Origin of the sequence: Chryseobacterium sp., assembly GCF_029240215.1 — a bacterium.
GTDB lineage: Bacteria > Bacteroidota > Bacteroidia > Flavobacteriales > Weeksellaceae > Chryseobacterium.
On record NZ_JARBTK010000007.1, the window covers coordinates 246,544 to 265,988 of the forward strand.

Consider the following 19,445-nt stretch of genomic DNA (forward strand, 5'->3'; position numbering starts at 1 on the left):
TTTCTGAATAAGGCAAAGTCTCACTTTTTAGTGAGACTTTTTTATTTACCGATTTACATATAAATACAGAAATGAACTTGCAGGATTTTCTGAAATGAAATTTATATATTTCTAGGCTAAATTTTAAGTCGATTATACATTTTAAATGCCCTAAAGCAGCAGCTTTTTCTTTGGAAATAAGATAAATTTAAATAATCATTAATGAAAAAAGCCCTCTCTTAGAGAAGGCCCGAAACACAATAATGAAAAAAAACAGCTTTGAACTGTGCGCGCTTGTCTGAGGGATTAATAATAATTGTGCTTTCAGTCAAGAATAAAATATGTACTTTATTTCCAATAATTCCAATTGGCTCCGTCATAGACTGCTAATGTAGATGATGTGGAATCATATACTATGGTTCCTGCTACGCATCCAACCATCGTTAGATGCGGGTTCTGAACAATTGGAAGTACTAAAGCTCTTGATGTAGATTCCAACACCAACGTTCCTGACTTTGATGAAGTTCCAGAACCTATGATAACACCGGCATTTGAACTATTATCTGAGCCGGCATTGGTAAATGTATGTGGTATTCCTGCGTTAAGTTCTGTCAGGTTCAGCCAGTCACCGCTTCCGTTGTTATTTCGCTGTTCCCATACCTGCACTGATTTTGTTGTGGTGTTGAATACGAATGTTCCGCCTGAATTATTTGCCGTAATAGATGGGACAGCAGGAAGAATTATTCCTTTGTTAGCGGATCCGAACTCCAATAGTACGCTGCTATTTGTTAGTGATGTCTTATCAATAGCTATCTGTGCATTCAGAAGATAAGACAAATTAAAAAGAGCAATGCATACACTTATCTTTGAAAATTTTTTCATAATTTATTAAATGATTTTGTGGTTTATTCGTTACATCCTTTTGTGATACAATTCCATCCTCTTCTTGCATTATCTACAGAAGGATTATTACCTCTGTAAAGTTGTACGCATCCAAGATCTGTGTTGTAGATCACCATTCCTTCTACAGCTACAAGTGCATCTCGCTGAGCAGTAGTCACATGCGTAATGACCAGTCCTTTTCCAGCAGAATCCAGAGCCATATAACCGTTTGGTACATTTTTGGGCCAGTTATTTACGTTTAGATTGGCTTTTGTAGTGATTCCCAAGTCGGTGTAGCCTAAGGGTGTTCCTGTTGCACCAGGCTTAATACAAGAGCATACAACTCGGTTAAGTCCATAGCCACGACCAGACATATTTGTTGCACCCACAACATTCTGTGTGGCGACAACAGTATTGGTTCCGGAAGTATTCCACGTTATGGTGTTGAATGTATTACCATTGACAAGTTTTAGAGGAAACAACGGACCTCCCGATGATTTGCTCCCGAACATAGTTACTGTTCCGGTAGGACTGATGTTCACCCTGATTATAGGATCGGTTTGTGTTCCTGTCATATTATAAATGAAAGGGGTATTGGTTTCGTAACTGCTGTTATCAACAAACTGAACGTTGATCCCGGAAGTTCCTGATGATTGAAATTCAATTTCTTGTGTTGCCAGAGGAGTTCCGTTGATAATCATATTAAATGAATTATCCAGTTTGGTAATGTCGAGTACAAAACCATAATTTGCAGCAGGTTGATTGAAGGATTGTGTTACCGGATTTGAGGGCGCATTGCTTCCGTTGTAATCCCAACTGAAGGTTGAGCCGTTTACAGCTTGTGTACAAATATCTTCCGCAGGAAGAATTCCGAACTTTATATTGTTCACCGAAGGATTTGTCGAATTGAAAAGCACTGGTATCCTGAGGTTCGGAACTCCGCTTTCTACACCGGTTCCCGCAAGATTGTTTAAGCCATAATCTTCGCCGACAATTTCCCATCCGCTGGGAAGTATAGGAGAAGAAAAGCTATAGGTTCCAGTGACATTACGGGTGTCAATTGCCACCGTATAGGTGTTACTTACTTCAAGTATTGTTGATGGAAATGAAAAACTCCCACTTGCATCGACTGCTACTTTTGAAATAATTGTGTTGTTTGATGCCAGAAGATATGCATATAAAGGTAAAGATGCTGCAGATCCTATGCCTGTACCGTTAATTGCAGTATTTCCGTCAATATCACGGTATACATTTCCGTTAACTGTTGCCGGAGCTACATCCGATGCCACAAAGAAGCCTCCGCCGCCCATAAAATCAAGTCCACCGACAGTACCGTCTGTATCGGAAGGTACATTTGATAAATTGATCAGGTCATGAGTTCCCTGAAGTACATCATTGGGAAAAACCGATATGCCATAGATCACCTGTCCGCCAGCTACGCCAAGCTCAGAAAACGTAACAAAGTCACCTGATATTGCCTGTGATGAAATATTTTCCGAAGGTCGTATCAAATTTTCTGCTGCCGAAGGATTTGCACTGTTAGCATTTTGAAAAACAGTACTGGTAAGCGTATAGCCGGTGCTGCTGAAGTTCGCCTGATTTCTGCTGATGAGATTTCCTAAGCCTGAAACTTTTCCTGTTGCGTCAAGAGAGGTTATAACGGCAACTTTATAATTATCATTTCCACCTCGATCTAGCAAGAGTGCTCCCAATTTGTTGAGGTTGATATTTGCCGGCATTACCACTCCTGCATCCAAGATCAGATCTACTCTTTCTACATTGTTAGTAGTTCCGGTTGTTGAATTGGAAAAGATATTGTCGACCCCACGGTTAATCACGTAGCTGTTAATCAGATCTTCAAGGGTTTCAATATATTCCGCTTTAAAATAAGTATCATTACCGGAAATCAGGTTATTTTCAAAAAATCCTGTGAATTTATTAGGATTTTGAGCGGTCATCCCTGCTGCAATTCTGCGATTCACTGCAATACGGTCATAAGGGATTGTTCCTGATTGCGTGAATGGTACATAGTTTTGACTGTTAAACTGAAAAGACTGCAGCTTTGGAACTGTGCCTGTCGTAGAGGAATTTGTACGTCCAAAGAAGAGATTGTAATTGGTTGATGACAGATAGCCAGATGAACCGGTGTTGTATCCTGGTCGTGTAACATTGGTTGTAATTGCGCTCTGATTTTGTACGACTGTAAAATTAGACGCTGTCTGTCCGGATAAGGAAACAGCTATACAGATGGCTGATAGTTGTAAATTTTTTTTTATTGACATTAATATAATTTTTTTGTGTTTATTTGGCTTTATTCGTTACAATGTAATCTTGGTATGGAAATGCTGTCATGTTTTTGGCTCCAATCAATTGAAGCATCTCCGACAGATTTGAATTTGACAGTTGCAAATCTATTGTGAGTCTATTAATAAAGAAAGAATGTGTATTATCATATTCCAGAAAGTGGTAATGGCAAAAAAGAATTACCTGGCAATTCAGTTTTCTAAAAGAACATTTTTCTAATCTCATAGTTCAAATTATAGTGAATACCATGTAATAAGTGGAAGAATATTTCAACTTTTATAAAATGCCAATAAATTGTCTTGATGAAATTTAAACGATGTTTCTTCATTTGAATTTGACCGAAATATGCTGAGTTTGCAAAATAATTCACGATAATGATAAAATATTGCTGATAATGATAATTAAGTTATGGTATTAAAAAAGAATTATTATATTTTATGCTTAGAAAATTTTACTTTTGTCACATCAATAATGACACTTAATGAAAAGGAACTTTGCGTTGCTGTTATTCTTTTTGTGTATGTATGTCCATTCACAAAGAAGGGAGGAATTTGACAAACTTTATGTGAAAACTTATCTTGAAACTTCGCAAAAGGATTTTAACAAGGCTATTAAAATTGCTGACTCTCTCTATCAATTTTCCTCTGATCCTATTTTAAAGGGCAGAAGCCTCATGTTGTCTGCAACATTATACCAGCAAAAAGGAAAATTTACCAAAGCAGTTGATTATGCACTCTCTGCAGAAAAAGTGATCGATAAAACTGATAATATTACTTGGAAGACAAGAATTTACGGTTTTCTGGCATCTCAGTACAGAATGCTGAAATTATATGATCTCTCAAAAAAATATGCAGATGAAGCCATAGAAAGCAGCAAAAAAATTACTGATACATTAGCATCAAGACAAATGGTGGGTCTTATGATGCAGGAAAAAGCATACTTTGAAATTGATCGTAAAAATTATAAGGCATCGATTCGATATGTCAAATCTTCTGAAAATCTTCTTAAGGCTGTCAACAAAAACCATGATTTTTTTACCGCAAATAACGAACAGCTGTTGGGGCTTAATTATTTTCATTTGCAACAATACCCACTCTCACTAAAGCATTATGAAGCTGCACTGTCGCAGGTAAAAGATCAGCCTGAAACATTTCTGACAGGATTGATTTATAATGGTATTTCCAACGTATATCTGAACACCGGAAGACTTAAAGAGGCTGAGTACGAATTAAATAAAGCTCGGAAAATTGCAGATGAGACCCAATTTCTACAATTAAAAAAAGAAATCTATGATACTGCTGAACGCCTTTACCTTGCGAAGAAGGAAATAAATAAGGTAGGGGAATTCAAAAAAAAACAAGACTCTGTAAAAGCTCAACTAGACATTGAGACCGGCAGCTTTTACAATTCATCTTTAAAAGCAGCAGAAACAAAAAATACTTCCGCAAAGAGGTCAGGGATCATTAAGAACATTTTAATTATTTCGGTTCTTGCACTATTATTAGGATTCTTCATCTACTTTTTATATTATCAAAGAGCAGAAAAAATGACCTATCGGAGATTTAAGGCAATTATTGCAGAATTGAACCGAAGAGCACATGATAGAGAAAAGCAAGAGCATAAAGGTGAGAATCATCTTTCAGGTATGATCAATGAAGACCAAACATCATTAATGACTTCTCTAACGGAAAATAAGTTAGTTAAAGATCTTGAAAAATTTGAACAGACCGATATTTATTTAAAAAATGACATTTCCTTATCCGTGCTAGCTTCCTACTGCAAAACAAATACTAAATATTTATCGTATGTAATCAAACACCATAAAGGGATGGATTTCAATAATTATATTAATTCCCTTAGAATCAACTATATCATAGAAAAGCTGACTCATGATCCTGAATACAGAAAATATAAAATTGCGACTTTAGCGGAAGAGTGCGGATTTTCTTCTCAGAACAAATTTGCGACTGTTTTCAAAAAAATAACCACCATATCACCATCAGTTTTTATCAAATATCTTCAGGATCAGCCGCAGAACACTTAGTAGATAAATGTAATGGTTAACTGTTTAATTTTGATGAAAGTAAGTGTGATTTGTTTTACTGTTTTCCTGAAAATGATAATAGAAGTTCTGGTAAATAAGTAAAAGCTTGTGTAGTTTTGTAGAGCCAACTCAAGCGCAGGTTATATTGAAATGCATAGCCGTAATAGCTGCAAACCACAAATATGAAAATCATTAACAATGAATACATAAAAAATTTTAGATACAGCGTTATCGTTGTGAGTATTATTTTTTTGGCAGGAATTATCTTTATTGACAGACCATTCTTAAAATTAGTTGTTTTTAGTTTAAGCATACTTGCGATCTCTTTGGCTGTATTTTTTAAATATAGAGAATTTGAAACTTGTGCTGAATATATTTCATTCAAAAAATACAGTTTTTTTAATACAGGAGATATTCGACCTTACATCGAAATACCCAAAATTCATATTTTAGATTATTCTGCTAAAAATATTTTTCACATTTATTATTTGTCAATAATGCTTGAACCAGATCATGTTAAACCGAAGATTCTTACAATATCAATGATAGGTTTTTCAGAGAAAGACATCATTGCGATCGTTAAAATTTTTGAAAACATTAAAAAGCAAAATAGGGATAATATAGAAAAACATTTTAGAAGTCTGTTGCTGGCTTACAATGAGTGGGAGGCTGAGCATGAAAAATGATGTAAAAAATTATCCGGTGCTTGACTGCAATTTTGATAATGCATTATAATTTTTTACATATTTATAGGTTAACTTTGTTAATCAATCTTCAAGAAGCAGGAATTTTTCCTGCTTTTTCTTTTATAATATATTGTCAGTGGGATTTCCGGGATCTTTTTAGATGATGTATTTGAGGCAATATCAAGATTATGTATTCAATTTTAAAAAATTGACAGTTAGTAATATCAAAAAATTAATACATCGTCAATGTGAAAAATTAGATAATTCTGTATAAAAAAACTTCAATTTTATGTAGGTTTTATCATAAATACCGGAAAAAACAAATTATTTTTTTTTTGACAAAAATATGTAGTTTCCTTATTAAAAGATCAATATATTTGTAATAATAGACGATAAATAATTTAATCTTCAATGAAAAGATATCCTGCCTTTTTGTTATTGCTGTTATTACCCATTACGATGTCGGCACAGCAAAATTCTACTGCTGATGAGCTGTATCTAAGAGCCCGTACTGCAGCTTTTGAGCAGAAGGATTATGTTGTATCTATTGCTCTCGCAAAAGAGGCATTGGAAAAAGCTCCCGATTATACTGATATTTCTATTTTTTTAGGAAGACTATATACATGGAACAAGGATGTTGTTTCTGCCAGGACTGTATTTGAAGATCTCGGAAAAAAAGGGGTGAAGGATGAGGATTATTTTGTAGCCTATGCTTCGTTGGAGTATTGGAATGATGAAAATACAAATGCCATTAAAGTGATTGATGAGGGATTATCAAATCACCCTTCTTCTGAAGCGTTGTGGTTATTAAAAGCAAAAGTTTATTTTGGAATTAATGACTATTCCGAAGCGGAAAAAGCCATTGCCAGTCTTTTATTGATCAATCCAAAAAATACGGAAGCAAGAGCTCTTGCTGTGAGAATAAATGAGTTTTCTACAAAAAACGCAATAGGTATTATTTACAATTATTCACACTTTGATAAGCAATTCGATGATGACTGGCATGTTATAGGGGTAAGTTATAAAAGAATAACCTCATTAGGATCAATAATCTTGAGAGGAAATTATGCAAATAAGTTTGCACAGAACGGCACGCAGATAGAGTTGGAGGCTTACCCAAGATTGTCTAAGATATTTTATCTGTATGTAGGCGGTGGGTATTCTGATGATGTAGGTCTTTTTCCAAAATACCGTACAGGAGTTTCCCTGAATGCCAATTTACCACACAGTTTTGAAGCAGAGATAGGGTACAGGCAACTTTATTTTACTAACAGTATCTGGATGTATACCGCTTCAGTAGGTAAATATTACAAGAATTTTTGGTTTAATTTGCGTACCTATATTACCCCAGATAACAAAAATATTTCACATTCTTATACAGGAACTGTACGTTATTATACAAAAAGTGCTCAAGACTATTTTGCCTTTCAGATAGGAACAGGAATTAGTCCGGAAGAAAACCGCAACAACCTTTTGGAAAATGAGAATTTTAAATTGAAGACTTTCAAAATAGGGGCTGAATATAACTTTTCTGTCCAGGCAAATTCATTTTCACTGGGAACGATGTACTATAATCAGGAATATCTCCCGAATGAAAAAGGCAATCAATTCGATATAACTTTAGGATATACCCGGAAATTTTAAAAACCGTATTTTATTCTTTCATTAAATTAAAAATTACAGAAGTCAATATTAATTTTTGAAAGTATAAAACATGGAGTTTATTGTTTTAAACTGATTGAAACGATTGCTGATTTTTTTTATTACCGTAGTATCATTGGCTACATATTCTTTCATTCAAAAAAGAAAATCCTCATTTAGTATTCCGGAATTGCTCTGAAGCTTCTAAGGATTGCCTAAAAATTCGCTAATTTCCGGATGCTCGTTAATAAAACTATCTTCATTAGATTTAAAAAAGTAGATCCACTTGCTTTTCGCTGCATTTTGATTAAATTCATTGGCACTCTTCAATACTTTGGTATCTAACAGAAACGAAGGAACAAAAAAAGCGAGTAAACCAATTCCCAATAATGTAATACCTGTATAGATTGATTTGAAAGAACTTTTCCCGGCCAGCCATAAAGGAATAAATGATGCCACAATCAAAATACCCATCAAAGCAAAATTTTTGAAATTAAGCATACCACTTGCCTGTAAAACCTGTTTTATTTCGTTTTTGCTGTAATAGAGAAGTTCAGATCCCAGAAGATTATGAGTTTCAGTAAAATAAAGAAACAAAATATACTGTGTAACAATTACCGTCAAAAATACTCCTGTGGTAAGTATTTTTGCCCAAGTTTCTTTGACGAGCGATAAGATGAGATAAATAATACCCGTCAATAATATCAGCTTAAAGGCAAACAAAATATTTTCAGATAAAAGGGGAGCAATGATTATTGATGTATCTAATGTTGGGAAAGAATACTGATACCATAGCAATTCTGCACCTATTCCAATTAAAAAAAGTATAAAGAATATTACCGCCAATATTCCAAAGCGCTTAAGCCCTTCCTGAAGAATAACTGAAATTCTTTCTTTTAACGGTAAATTTTGGGTACTTTGATTAAAGCCCTGTCTTGTCATTTCTCCCCAACCGTGAGATTTCCTGAAATAATCAATAAACCCACTGACACCAGCTTTTACCACAATAGGATGAAAATAAAAAGGTTCTGAAAAAGCAGTAGCAATAAGAGCAAAAAAGTCTTTTCTTTTTGTATATACCTGATAACTTACCAGGTCGACCAGTATCGCATAGATAGAATACAGAAACCCCATTGAAATTACTAATGCAAATAGGACACTGAAAAATGACCAGCTGATAATACCCAATAATAAAAAAATAATAAAAATAATATATCCTGAAAATTCTACCAGTGGTCCCAGAAATTCGAAAAAGAACCAATAAGGAAGGCTGATCATCCCCAGTTTTCCGTATTTGGGATTAAACATCATCTTTCTGTGCTTCCAAAGCGTTTCTATCGTTCCGCGCATCCATCTGTTCCTCTGTTTTTTAAGAATATCCTTTGTTTCCGGAACTTCAGTCCAGCACAAAGGATCAGGGATGGTAAGTACTTCATAAGGCTCATTTCTTTCTTCCATATACTTTCGCATACGGACTACCAGTTCCATATCTTCACCCACAGTATTCTTATCATACCCACCACAAGCCAACACAATTTTTCTGTCAAAAACTCCAAACGCTCCTGAAATTAAGATTAGCCCCGATGCGCGTGACCAAGCCATACGCCCCAGTACAAAGGCCCTGATATATTCCAATGCCTGAGTTCTTCCAAGCAGGGTTCTTGGCATATTCACACTTATCACTTTACCATTTTCAATGACACAGTTGTTCGCCAGACGAATCACTCCACCACATGCGATATACTTTTTATCGGTCTGTTCCAGAAAAGGCTTTGCCAATTTCAAAATAGCATCCTGCTCCAGAATACAGTCTACATCTATACAGACAAGATATTCGCCGGAAGAAATATTAACACCTACATTGAGAGCATCTGCTTTACCCCCATTTTCTTTATCTACAACAATGAGCTTTTTAAAAGCCGGATTTTTACTTTTATAAACGCCTCTCACTTTGTTTGTCTCTATTTTTCCCTGTATGAAATAAGCCATCGATTCAAGATCATAGGCTTCGATCAGTTTTTGTATAGAATCATCTTTACTACCGTCATTGACAATAATAATTTCCAGATTATGATAGTATAGAGATAACAAGGAACGCACATTTTCTACAATGGTCATTCCTTCGTTGTAGGCAGGAGCAATAATACTAAAGGTCGGAGCGTTGGGATTTGCTGCAATAATGCTGTAATCTGTAAATGTATTTTCTTTTTTATATTTTGATACAGCTCCTAATGCATAAATTCCTATCCATCCGTAAATAATTGCTACAGCTGAACCATACAGTAGAAACAGCCATATAACAACTTCATAAATGATGTGTGAGAATTCTAACATATTTTTTCCTGCAATGCGTATTTTATGATTTTAATTAATTCTTCGGAAGAACTTTCATTCTCAGCCATCTGTGCTAAATATTGCTTTTCTTCCAATGAAAATAAAGCTTGTGCGGCGCAGACTTTGATGCCTGTTTCAGTATTATCAAGCAGTTGTTTTTTCAGGAAATCTGTAGACCTTTTATCGCCGGAAGTTTTGATTGCTTTAAGAATTTCGAGTTGAACTTCAATGGGCTGATCGGGATATACATCAGTAAAGCAGGTAATCGTTGAGGGATTCTCCAAAGACAATAAGGTTTGTATTGTCTGCACTCTTACTTCTGTTGAAGGATGGGCCAACAGTTGAGTAACAATAGAGTAAACTGTAAGTACCTGAAATTTTCTTAACAGTTTAAGGGTGAAAATAACCACAGAATTGTTTGAACTCTCAAGCCAGCCTTTTATGATACCTTCAGAATTTTCGGGAATGTGATTTATTGAGCGAAGTAAACGCAGCTGTTGCCATTCTGATATTACTGTAGGAATAGTATTTAAATAATGTAATCCTTCAAATCCTTTAAAATTCACCAACGCATATTGAGCTTCCTGGTATACCTGTGGTGAAGGATGTGCCAGAAATCTGGAAATTTCCGGTAGGCTGCCTTCTGCATTCATGGCTGTAAGTTCCTGTATTCCTCCTGCCGTTAAGTAAAGCTTTTTTTGATTCAGCTTTTTTAGGGCGTCCTCCTGAAGATTATATTGTTCAAAAAGATACTTTATTTTATTTTGGGCAACTCCGGAAAATTTTTTCTCCGAATCAACCAGTTTTTGCAAAAAAAGATTTCTAAATGAAGGATTTCCGTTAGCTATAATAAAATCACGATCAGGTGACACTTCATCCTCTTCGTAAACAATGACTTTTGTGATTGTTTTATTGATTATTTCTGACCATCCCGAAAGACGAACTGACACTTTATACTGATAAAAGCTATAAATGATGACCACAATAATCAACACAAGTACCAGTGAGAGCATTCCCAGAAAGATAAGAAAAATAAAATGTACAGAATTTATCATCTTAGCTGTTTATTTTGAAAATCTTTTTATCCTTAAAATTAATTCGTTGGGACTGAAAGGCTTTACAATAAAATCGGATGCCCCTAAGTCAAAAGCATTCAGCACCACCTCTTCCTGTCCCATACTTGATAGCATGATTACAGGTATTTTCTTACCCATTGACTGTATGGCAGACAGAATTTCAATTCCGGAGGCAAAAGGCATCATAATATCGGTTATAGCGAGATCTATGCTTTCGTTTTTCAAGGTTTCAATAGCTTCTTTGCCGTTACGGCTCAAAATTACCTCATGCCCTTCTTTGAGCAATTTGTGCTCTATTGTCTTTAAAATAAGCTCGTCATCTTCAGCAATTAAAATCACCATCGTCTTGTTATTTATTATATTAAATCCTTAATTAATTGTACTCCTGTCTTTATTTCATGTATGATTTCATACTCCATAGAAGTATACTCCATATTGTCTTCAATACGGCTCTCCCAACTGGCAGTTTGTTCCGTAAGCTTTACTAATCCTGCGGTTCCGGCAGTTCCTCTGAGTTTGTGAAGAATCTGTTTTAGATATTCATTATCCTTTTCTTTTATCCCTGATTTTAAATTTTCTTCCGCTTGGGTAAGTTCTTGTACCACTAAGTTCAAAAATACTTTTCTGAAATCATCATCATCGCCCATTTGCTCCCTTAGAAGATTCATATCCAAATACATTTCAGGATGTGAATGGTCTTCAGATATTCCCTGAACGTCAATGCCTATATATTTTTTCAACATTTCCAAAAGATCGTTTTGTCTGAGAGGCTTGGGCAGAAAATCATTCATTCCCGAATCCAGACATTTTTCTTTTTCACCCAATACATTTCCTGCGGTCACCCCAATAATCGGAATTGTGGAGTACTCCGGTAACAGGCGGATCTGCTTCGTAGCTTCTATCCCGTCCATTACAGGCATCTGTACATCCATTAGCACCAGATCAAAAAGCTGATCCCGGCATTTTTCCAATGCTTGCAGACCATCGTATGCTTCTACTAACCGTACATCGGAAATCAATGATTTCATCATCCTGTTATTAAGAACCATATTCACAGGATTATCATCAACAAGCAAGACATAAGGAGAAGACATGAGCATAGAAGGTTCTGCTGTCTGCAATAGTTTGTGGGCAACTGTCTCTTTTTCTGAGCTTTTTATTGCCCGTCGTAACGTTTTGTACAATTCTTCAGATTTGATAGGTTTAAGCAGAAAATATGAGTTTTCTTCCCTCTTAAAAGAATTGATAACATCATGCTCTTCAGAAGATGTGTGAAGGATAACAAGAGGTGAGACTTCATTTCGCTGATTAAATAGTTGCTTTATTTTCTCGATTGTTTCCAACCCTGATATAACCGGCATATGGTAATCTACCAGGATGACATCAAACCGTTCTCCTGCTAACAACAGCTGAAGAGCTTCCATACCATTAGCAGCCAGTGTAGAATCTATATTTTTGTAAGCAAGCATATGCTGAAGAATAATTCTGTTTGCTTCATTATCATCAACGATAAGAACTCTGTTGATCTGCAGTGCTTCATCTTCGCTGTGATCAGAAACTTCATAAGAAATCTGAATGTCAAAATAAAAAACAGATCCTTTTTCAAGTTCGCTTACCAGGGAAAGTTTACTTCCCATATATTTCAAAATATTATTTGAAATTGTGAGTCCCAGACCAGTTCCTCCATATCGTTTACTGATAGAACTGTTTTCCTGAGTAAAAGCATTAAAGATATGCTGCTGTTTTTCTACAGGAATACCAATTCCTGTATCTCTCACAGAGAATCTTAATGTTATATTTTTATCGTCTATATTCAGCTTTTCTACTTTAAGCTCTATCTCACCCTGTGCTGTAAATTTTACGGCATTCCCGAGAAGATTGATGAGAATCTGCTTCAATCGTGTTTCATCAAGCCAGATTGTTTTAGGTAATCCCGGTTCAATATTTAAAAGAAGTTCGATATTTTTTTTCTGAGACTGATAAAGAATTACATTGATTACCTGACTCACCATATCATAAACATCGGCTTTTTCGACCAAAAGCTCCATTTTCCCCGATTCAATTTTAGAGAAGTCAAGAATATCATTAATAATATTCAGCAGGTTTTCACCAGACTCATTAATATAATTGAGATACTGCGTTTGTATTTCATTCAATGGGGTTTGAAGTAAAAGATCGGAAAACCCTATTACCCCGTTGAGCGGAGTTCTTATCTCATGGCTCATATTGGCTAAAAATTCAGACTTGGTTTTATTGGCAATATCTGCCATCTCCTTTGCATTCTTAAGCTCTTCATTGGTTCTTACCGACTCCGTAATATTTTGTGCAGAAACAATAACTCCACCCATAACTTCATCAGATAAATACCATGGGCTTATCACAATATTATAATGTTGTATTCCTTCTTTATGAGGAACTTCTAAAGCCATGTCCCTATTTATGTAAGTTTTACCTCTCAGTGCATCTCTATATATTTTCTTCCTGTCATCTGGCACATTGGGTGAAACGGTAAACATATTTTTTCCGATAAGGTCTGTATCATGCATCTGAAACTCATTTTTCCAACTGCTGCTTACTGACAGATAATTGAGGTCGTTATCAAACATTGCCACCGCAGTGGGAACATATGTTACAAATGACTGTAGCATGGCTTCTTTTGTAGCCAGTTCGATATATATATTTTTGAAGGTATCAATATCCTGAATAATTCCAAAAACTCTTGTACAGACACCATCTTCAAATTCAGGTATTCCCTTCACCCTTACCCATATCATCACTCCATCCTCACGTATAAGCTGTAACTCTTCATCATACGGTATCCCTTTTTGTACAGCTCTCTCAAATAATAATTCTACTTTTTTTCTACTTTCTTTACTATAAAATCCTAATGCATTTTCAAAATCAGGCTGAAATGTCTTGTCTATTTTATGTATTTCTTTAGTAGATTGAGACCAGAAAACAGTATTGGTTTTAAGATTGACTTCCCAGCCTCCGACTTGTGCCACCGCGCTCGTCTGTTCCAATATTTTCTTAGTGTACAACAAATCTTTTTCAAGAGTCATTCTTTCTGTAACATTCAAAGCTGTACTTACTACATATGGCATTCCCTCTTTGTCAGTTTCTACCAGATTATGATACATCCACACCATTTCTTCTCCGTCCTTAGATTTTAGGATCATGGTTCCGAGATCTTCCTGATTGACGTTGATTCTTTCAAGATATTGTGCTAGTAAAGGCCAGTTTTTTTCCGGAACAAGATCTTTTAAATTCAGTCCTCTAACTTCTTCTTCTGAATAATGAAGTGTTTTTCGTCCTTTTTCATTAACGGCGATGATATTTCCTTCCATATCATGCATACTCATTAATCCTATTGCATTTTCAAAAAAACTTCTAAAGCGACGCTCTGAACTTTCAAGTTTTTGTGTCTCTTCGATCTGCTGTGTAATATTGATACCAAAGCAGAAAATCTCAGAATGGTTCTGATTCTGTTTTAAATACCATTCTACGGTAATCGGTGAGGCATCATTGATGTCTGTAGAAGTAGAAAATGTAACTTCCTCATGAATATCAGGCAGCTTTTTTATTAGCAATTGCAATTCATTATTATGCTCACCTAAAATTTTTAAAAAATTCTGATCAGGATTTTCTGTTTTACTAAACCGGAAAACCTTTTCGAAGGTAGGATTAGCATCCTTAAGCATGAAATTATTATCAAGGACACAAATTAGATTATTGGAAATATTGAAGGTCTGCTGAAAATATTCTGCTTCAATATTTTTTCTTTTTCCTGTCAGGAGATTGGTAACAGCGCTTCCTATTTTTTGCAGAGCGATTATTTGCTTTTCTGTCAGTGTCTTGGGCTGATAATCAATAACGCATAGAGTTCCTAATGCAAATCCTTCATCATCTATAAGAGGGATTCCTGCATAAAAGCGAATTCCTCCAGCCAGTATCAGTGGATTTTCAGATGATCTTTCGTCTGATAATGTATCATTGATTATTACAACCTCACCACTTGCAATGGAATATTGGCATAAAGTGCTTTTTCTGTCTACAGAATCAAAGGCAAGTCCTATACAACTTTGAATGACCTGTGTTTCACTTTCCATCATAGCGATAAGAGAAGCCGGACAGTCGGCAATGAGGCATGCTGTTTCTGCAAAAATATCTAACTGCGGATCTTTTTCCAACTGCAAAAGGTCAAAAAACTTCAGCTTATTGATTCGTCCGTCTTCGTTAGCAGGAACAGGGTATTTATCCATGTAGTAGTTTCTTATTTTATAGTTTATTAAAATGATATTCGTTGATTTAAGGCTTAAAATTTTAACTATTATAACTAATAATCAAATTATGTAATCAAAATTCCAAATTACAAATTATTTTACACTTAACCGCTATAAATTAGAGTATGCAGAAATATGTAAGTGAATTATTTAAGAATAAAGATGATGTTTAAGCCTATACGCTCAAGAAAAATTTTAAAAAGGTACAACAAAATAAATTTATATATCTATAAAAAGTGATAAATTTACATTGATTTTAAACTGCGGATTTAGAGCTCTAAAATATTTAAACTGTTGATAATCTCTGTAGTAGGAGGGTGTTGGGAATTTTTAAAGTCCCGTTTTGATTTGCTATAATATTAAAATATCATCAAAACCCCTTAAAAATGAATGTTTTTAAGGGGTCTTGATGAGGAAATTTTTTAATTAATTACCAGCCGGCTTCAAAAACTTTGAGTAATTCGGTCTGCTGCATTACTTCATTTTTACTGTTGATAAGATTATAATTTGCTTGAAGCCAGTTGTTTCGCACTACAAAAAACGTGTAAGCATCCATCAATCCTTCTTTGTACTTCTCTTCGGATTTTTGGAAAGAGAGTCTTTGATTTTCGAAGTTTGCCATTAATAAAGTATATTTTTCTTCTGAATTCTGGAATTGTGCTTTGATAGAATTGATGCTTTGCGTGAGATTATTAATCACTATTTCTTTGTCATAATTGGAATTGATGACATTCAGTTTTGCGATTTCAACATTGTTTTTTACTTGTAATTTATTGAAAACAGGAATGTTGAGACTGAATCCGACCTGCTGATTCTTGTTTCTTTTGAACTGATCCGAAAATGCATCGGCCGATTGCCCTAAAGTTTTGCTGTAAAAGCTTGACCAGTTGTAGGAGCCATTCAGCGTTGGAAGATAAGCTGATCTTGCAATCCTGATATTTTTTTCGGCTGCTTCAATATCTGTTACAACAGTTTTGTAAGCCGGATTCTTTTCCAGAAGGTTTTTTACAAAATCAGGATCGTTGAAATTGGAATGAAGTAGATTTTCTTCATTCATTTTAAAATCTAAAGAATCACTTGTAATTGCCAAAGAATTAAGCAAATTAATTTTGGAAAGATCTCGGGAATTCTTCGCAGAAACCCATTGTTCCTGCAACGTTCCGAGGTTGGCTTTGATGTCGTAAACGTCGCTTTTCGGGCGGTTGCCGATCTCTACTTCTTTTTCGGTACGTTTGATTTGATCTTCGATACCGGAAATCTGCGTTTCCAGAACATCCAGCCAGCTTTTGTTGTTCTGATAATTGAAAAACATCTGGATAACATTCAATTTCACCTCGTTCTGAGCCTGCTTCATTTTGAACGTCGAACTTTCTTTATTGATTTTTGATAAAGAAATATTGAGGTAATTTCGCCAGTTCATCAGCTCCCAATTGGCTTGTGCATAAGCCTGATCGTACTGCATATTGAGAGATCCTCTTTGATTCGTGGTCTGATCGATCGTAGATCCGAAGCTGTAATTATGATTAACTCCTGCTTCAACAGACGGTAGCAACATTCCTTTGGCTGCAGAAATCTGACGGTCATTTTTCCGGATATTGACAACAGATTGCTTTACCAAAGGATGATTGGCAGATGCATAGTCCAAACATTGCTGAAGCGTCCAGACCTGCTGAGCCGGGAAAAGGTTGATGATAAGTATGAAGAATAGTTTTTTCATTTTGATTTATTTTTTATAAACTTTCAAGGTTAGAAAGCTTTTTACTCGTATTTCAGGTATTTTACAAGATTGATTTTTGTAGCTCGATAGGCTTTGAAACTTACTACCGAAAAAGTGAGAATCAATAATAAGATCATACTTAAAACATAAGGCCAAACAGGCATATCGATTCGGTAAGAAAAATCTTTGAGCCATTCATTCATCGCATAATAACTGATAGGAATGCTCAGTAAAACGGCAAATGAACATATTAAAAGAAATCTTTTCGTCAAATCCCATATAATAGTTTTCTCGTCTGCACCCAAGGTTTTTTTGATGGCAACATCTTTCAGTTTCTGTTCAATTAATAATGATGACAAGGCAAATAATCCTAGTAAAGCAATGACCAGAACCACAATATTGAGTATCGTGAAAAGCGTCTGCTGTTTCTGGAATTTCTCAAAGGTTTTTGCAAATTGTTTGTCTACAAATTCATAATCGAAAGGATATCCGGGTTCTGCTTTTGTGAGCCAGAACTCCTTGATTCTTTCTAATGTTCCATCGATATCATTTCCGGAAAGTTTGATCTGGAGGTTTTGCATATTATTTTTGACCCAGTTTCTGTCATAATTGAAGAAAACAACTGGAGAGATAGGTTTGTCTACGCCACCATAATAAAAATCTTTTACCACACCCAAAATCTTATATTTTTTCTTGCCATCCCAGCCGGTAAGGATTTCTTTTCCAATGGCATTTTGGTAATTGTAACCTAGTTTGCTTGCAAAAGTTTCGTTTACAACAGCTCCATTAATGGTGTCAGAAGTTATTTTCCAGTTTAAGTCTCTTCCCGATAAAAATTTGATCTTGTAAAAACGAAGATAATTTTCATCGATTGCTCCAAGACTTGTACTTTCCACCATTTTGGTTGTATCAGTAGCATTTTTGGCTACAGAACTATTGTTAATGCCTCTTCCTATAGATTGTATCGACCCTGTAATATCGGCAACACCAGATATTTTAGAAATTTCATTTTTCAGAAGTTTGTATTTATTGAAGTTGTAATTATTCTCCCAATTGGTTTTCTTGAAATCGATTTGAATTACCTGATCGCCTTTGAAACCGAGATCTTTATTCATCATATAACTTACCTGAGTATGAATGATTAATGAGCAAATAATGAAAAATGATGAGATAATTAATTGTAAAGTCAAGATAGAATTCCGTAGCCAAACGCCTTGTCTGCTTCTTGCAAAATTACCTTTCAGTGTATTTATCGGTTTGAAGTTCGAAAGGTAAAGTGCGGGAATCAATCCTGAAATCAACGAAAAAATCACAAGTAAAAATCCTGTGTAAATGAATAAGCCTGGATCATTCAGTTTAATTTCTTTGTTTAGAAATTTGTTATAAGAAGGAAGCAAAAGCTCAACCAACGCAAAAGCGATAACATAAGCCGCAACACATATCATAAAAGTCTCCATCAAAAACTGCAAGATCAATTGTGATTTTGAGCTTCCGATTGCTTTTCTTACCCCAACTTCTTTTGCTCTTTGAGAAGCCTGCGCGGTTTTAAGATTAATTAAATTAATGCCAGACAAAAGCAAAATTAATGCAGATAAGCCCAATAGAATCATAATCGATTTTTTGTCGCCTTTATTGATTCCATCATTACTTTTCGCATCCAATTTTATGTTGGCAATCGATGACAGATACATTCTTAAAGGATTCTTTTTATCAATTTCGTATCCCCATTTTTTGGCTGAAATCTCGTCTTCCTGCTGCATTTTTTTTGAAATTTTATCTTCCAAAGCTTTTACATCAGAACCCGGTTTCAATTTAAAAAAACCAAAATAACTGTAACTCGTCCATTGGGTTTTGCTCTCTTCCAAATATGGATTCATAAACAGGAAATCTGGTTTGAAGACTGTATTTTCTTTCGACTTTTTATAAATAGCCGTTACTACATAATTCTTATCATCGCCTTCATTTGTAACAGATTTTCCTATTGAGTTCAGATATTCGTCACCAAAAAGCAGTTTGGCAGTTTCTTCTGACAAAGCTACTTTTCCAGCATCTGACAAAGCATTTTTAAAATCTCCCGCCACTTTCTCAAAAGGGAAAAAATCAAAAAAAGAATCTACTGTTGCACCAGCCGAAACATAAGCAGAATTGCTTCCCGAAGTCAATTTCTTTTTCCCCCAATCGTTGAATATCGTAGCCGCCTCAATCTCGGAAAACATTTCTTTCGAGCTAAATATCTCTGGATAGCTGGAAACAGGCATCATGCCAAATGAGGGATTGCTGTTCTCAACCAAGTAAATATTCTCCTTGTTCGGAATCCATTGCTCATAAGACCTTTCGTCCTGCCAATGGATAAATATCAATAAGAAAACACACAAGCCAACACTCAGTCCCAATACATTGATAATGGTAGAAAGCCAGTTCTTCCTGTAATTGATAAACGCTATTTTGAGCCAGTTCTTTAACATAATGATGAATTATAAGTGATGATTAAAGTCTTCC

11 protein-coding genes are annotated in these 19,445 nt (G+C 35.1%); 3 read left to right on the forward strand and 8 right to left on the reverse strand.

From position 1 onward, the window contains the following. Window positions 1-327: 327 nt before the first annotated feature. Both K0R77_RS14555 and K0R77_RS14560 read right to left on the reverse strand, forming a co-directional pair. The gene (locus K0R77_RS14555) at window positions 328-861 is read right to left on the reverse strand and encodes a hypothetical protein (protein ID WP_300353842.1); all 534 of its coding nucleotides are present in this window, start codon (window positions 859-861) and stop codon (window positions 328-330) included. Between the two features lie 23 nt (window positions 862-884). Further along, window positions 885-3,143, reverse strand: coding sequence for a hypothetical protein (locus K0R77_RS14560; protein WP_300353844.1), 2,259 nt, complete (start codon window positions 3,141-3,143; stop codon window positions 885-887). Window positions 3,144-3,646: 503 nt separating this feature from the next. Here K0R77_RS14560 and K0R77_RS14565 point away from each other — a divergent pair. From K0R77_RS14565 to K0R77_RS14575, 3 genes are all read left to right on the forward strand, one after another. Then, a complete protein-coding gene (locus tag K0R77_RS14565; protein WP_300353846.1) occupies window positions 3,647-5,209 on the forward strand; it encodes a tetratricopeptide repeat protein in 1,563 nt (520 codons plus the stop codon). A gap of 182 nt (window positions 5,210-5,391) precedes the next feature. Next, window positions 5,392-5,895 (forward strand): hypothetical protein, encoded by a 504-nt coding sequence (locus K0R77_RS14570; protein ID WP_300353849.1) that lies wholly within the window; start codon window positions 5,392-5,394, stop codon window positions 5,893-5,895. Between the two features lie 411 nt (window positions 5,896-6,306). Then, window positions 6,307-7,539: a YaiO family outer membrane beta-barrel protein gene (locus K0R77_RS14575; protein ID WP_300353852.1), complete on the forward strand. Its 1,233-nt coding sequence runs from the start codon at window positions 6,307-6,309 to the stop codon at window positions 7,537-7,539. A gap of 201 nt (window positions 7,540-7,740) precedes the next feature. On the opposite strand, the gene K0R77_RS14580 is transcribed toward K0R77_RS14575, so the two are convergent. From K0R77_RS14580 to K0R77_RS14605, 6 genes are all read right to left on the reverse strand, one after another. Next, a complete protein-coding gene (locus K0R77_RS14580; protein WP_300353854.1) occupies window positions 7,741-9,870 on the reverse strand; it encodes a glycosyltransferase in 2,130 nt (709 codons plus the stop codon). After that, on the reverse strand, window positions 9,864-10,925 hold the full coding sequence (locus K0R77_RS14585; protein ID WP_300353857.1) for a HEAT repeat domain-containing protein: 1,062 nt from the start codon (window positions 10,923-10,925) through the stop codon (window positions 9,864-9,866). The genes K0R77_RS14580 and K0R77_RS14585 overlap by 7 nt, the downstream gene beginning before the upstream one ends. Before the next feature lie 9 nt (window positions 10,926-10,934). After that, window positions 10,935-11,288 carry a response regulator gene (locus K0R77_RS14590; protein ID WP_300353859.1) on the reverse strand — a complete coding sequence of 118 codons (354 nt, stop codon included), beginning with the start codon at window positions 11,286-11,288 and terminating at the stop codon, window positions 10,935-10,937. A gap of 14 nt (window positions 11,289-11,302) precedes the next feature. Further along, window positions 11,303-15,208, reverse strand: coding sequence for a response regulator (locus tag K0R77_RS14595; protein ID WP_300353861.1), 3,906 nt, complete (start codon window positions 15,206-15,208; stop codon window positions 11,303-11,305). A 451-nt stretch (window positions 15,209-15,659) separates the two neighbouring features. Further along, window positions 15,660-16,946, reverse strand: coding sequence for a TolC family protein (locus K0R77_RS14600; RefSeq protein WP_300353863.1), 1,287 nt, complete (start codon window positions 16,944-16,946; stop codon window positions 15,660-15,662). Between the two features lie 41 nt (window positions 16,947-16,987). Continuing rightward, complete coding sequence (locus tag K0R77_RS14605) at window positions 16,988-19,411, reverse strand: ABC transporter permease (RefSeq protein WP_300353865.1); 2,424 nt, start codon at window positions 19,409-19,411, stop codon at window positions 16,988-16,990. Window positions 19,412-19,445 lie beyond the last annotated feature (34 nt).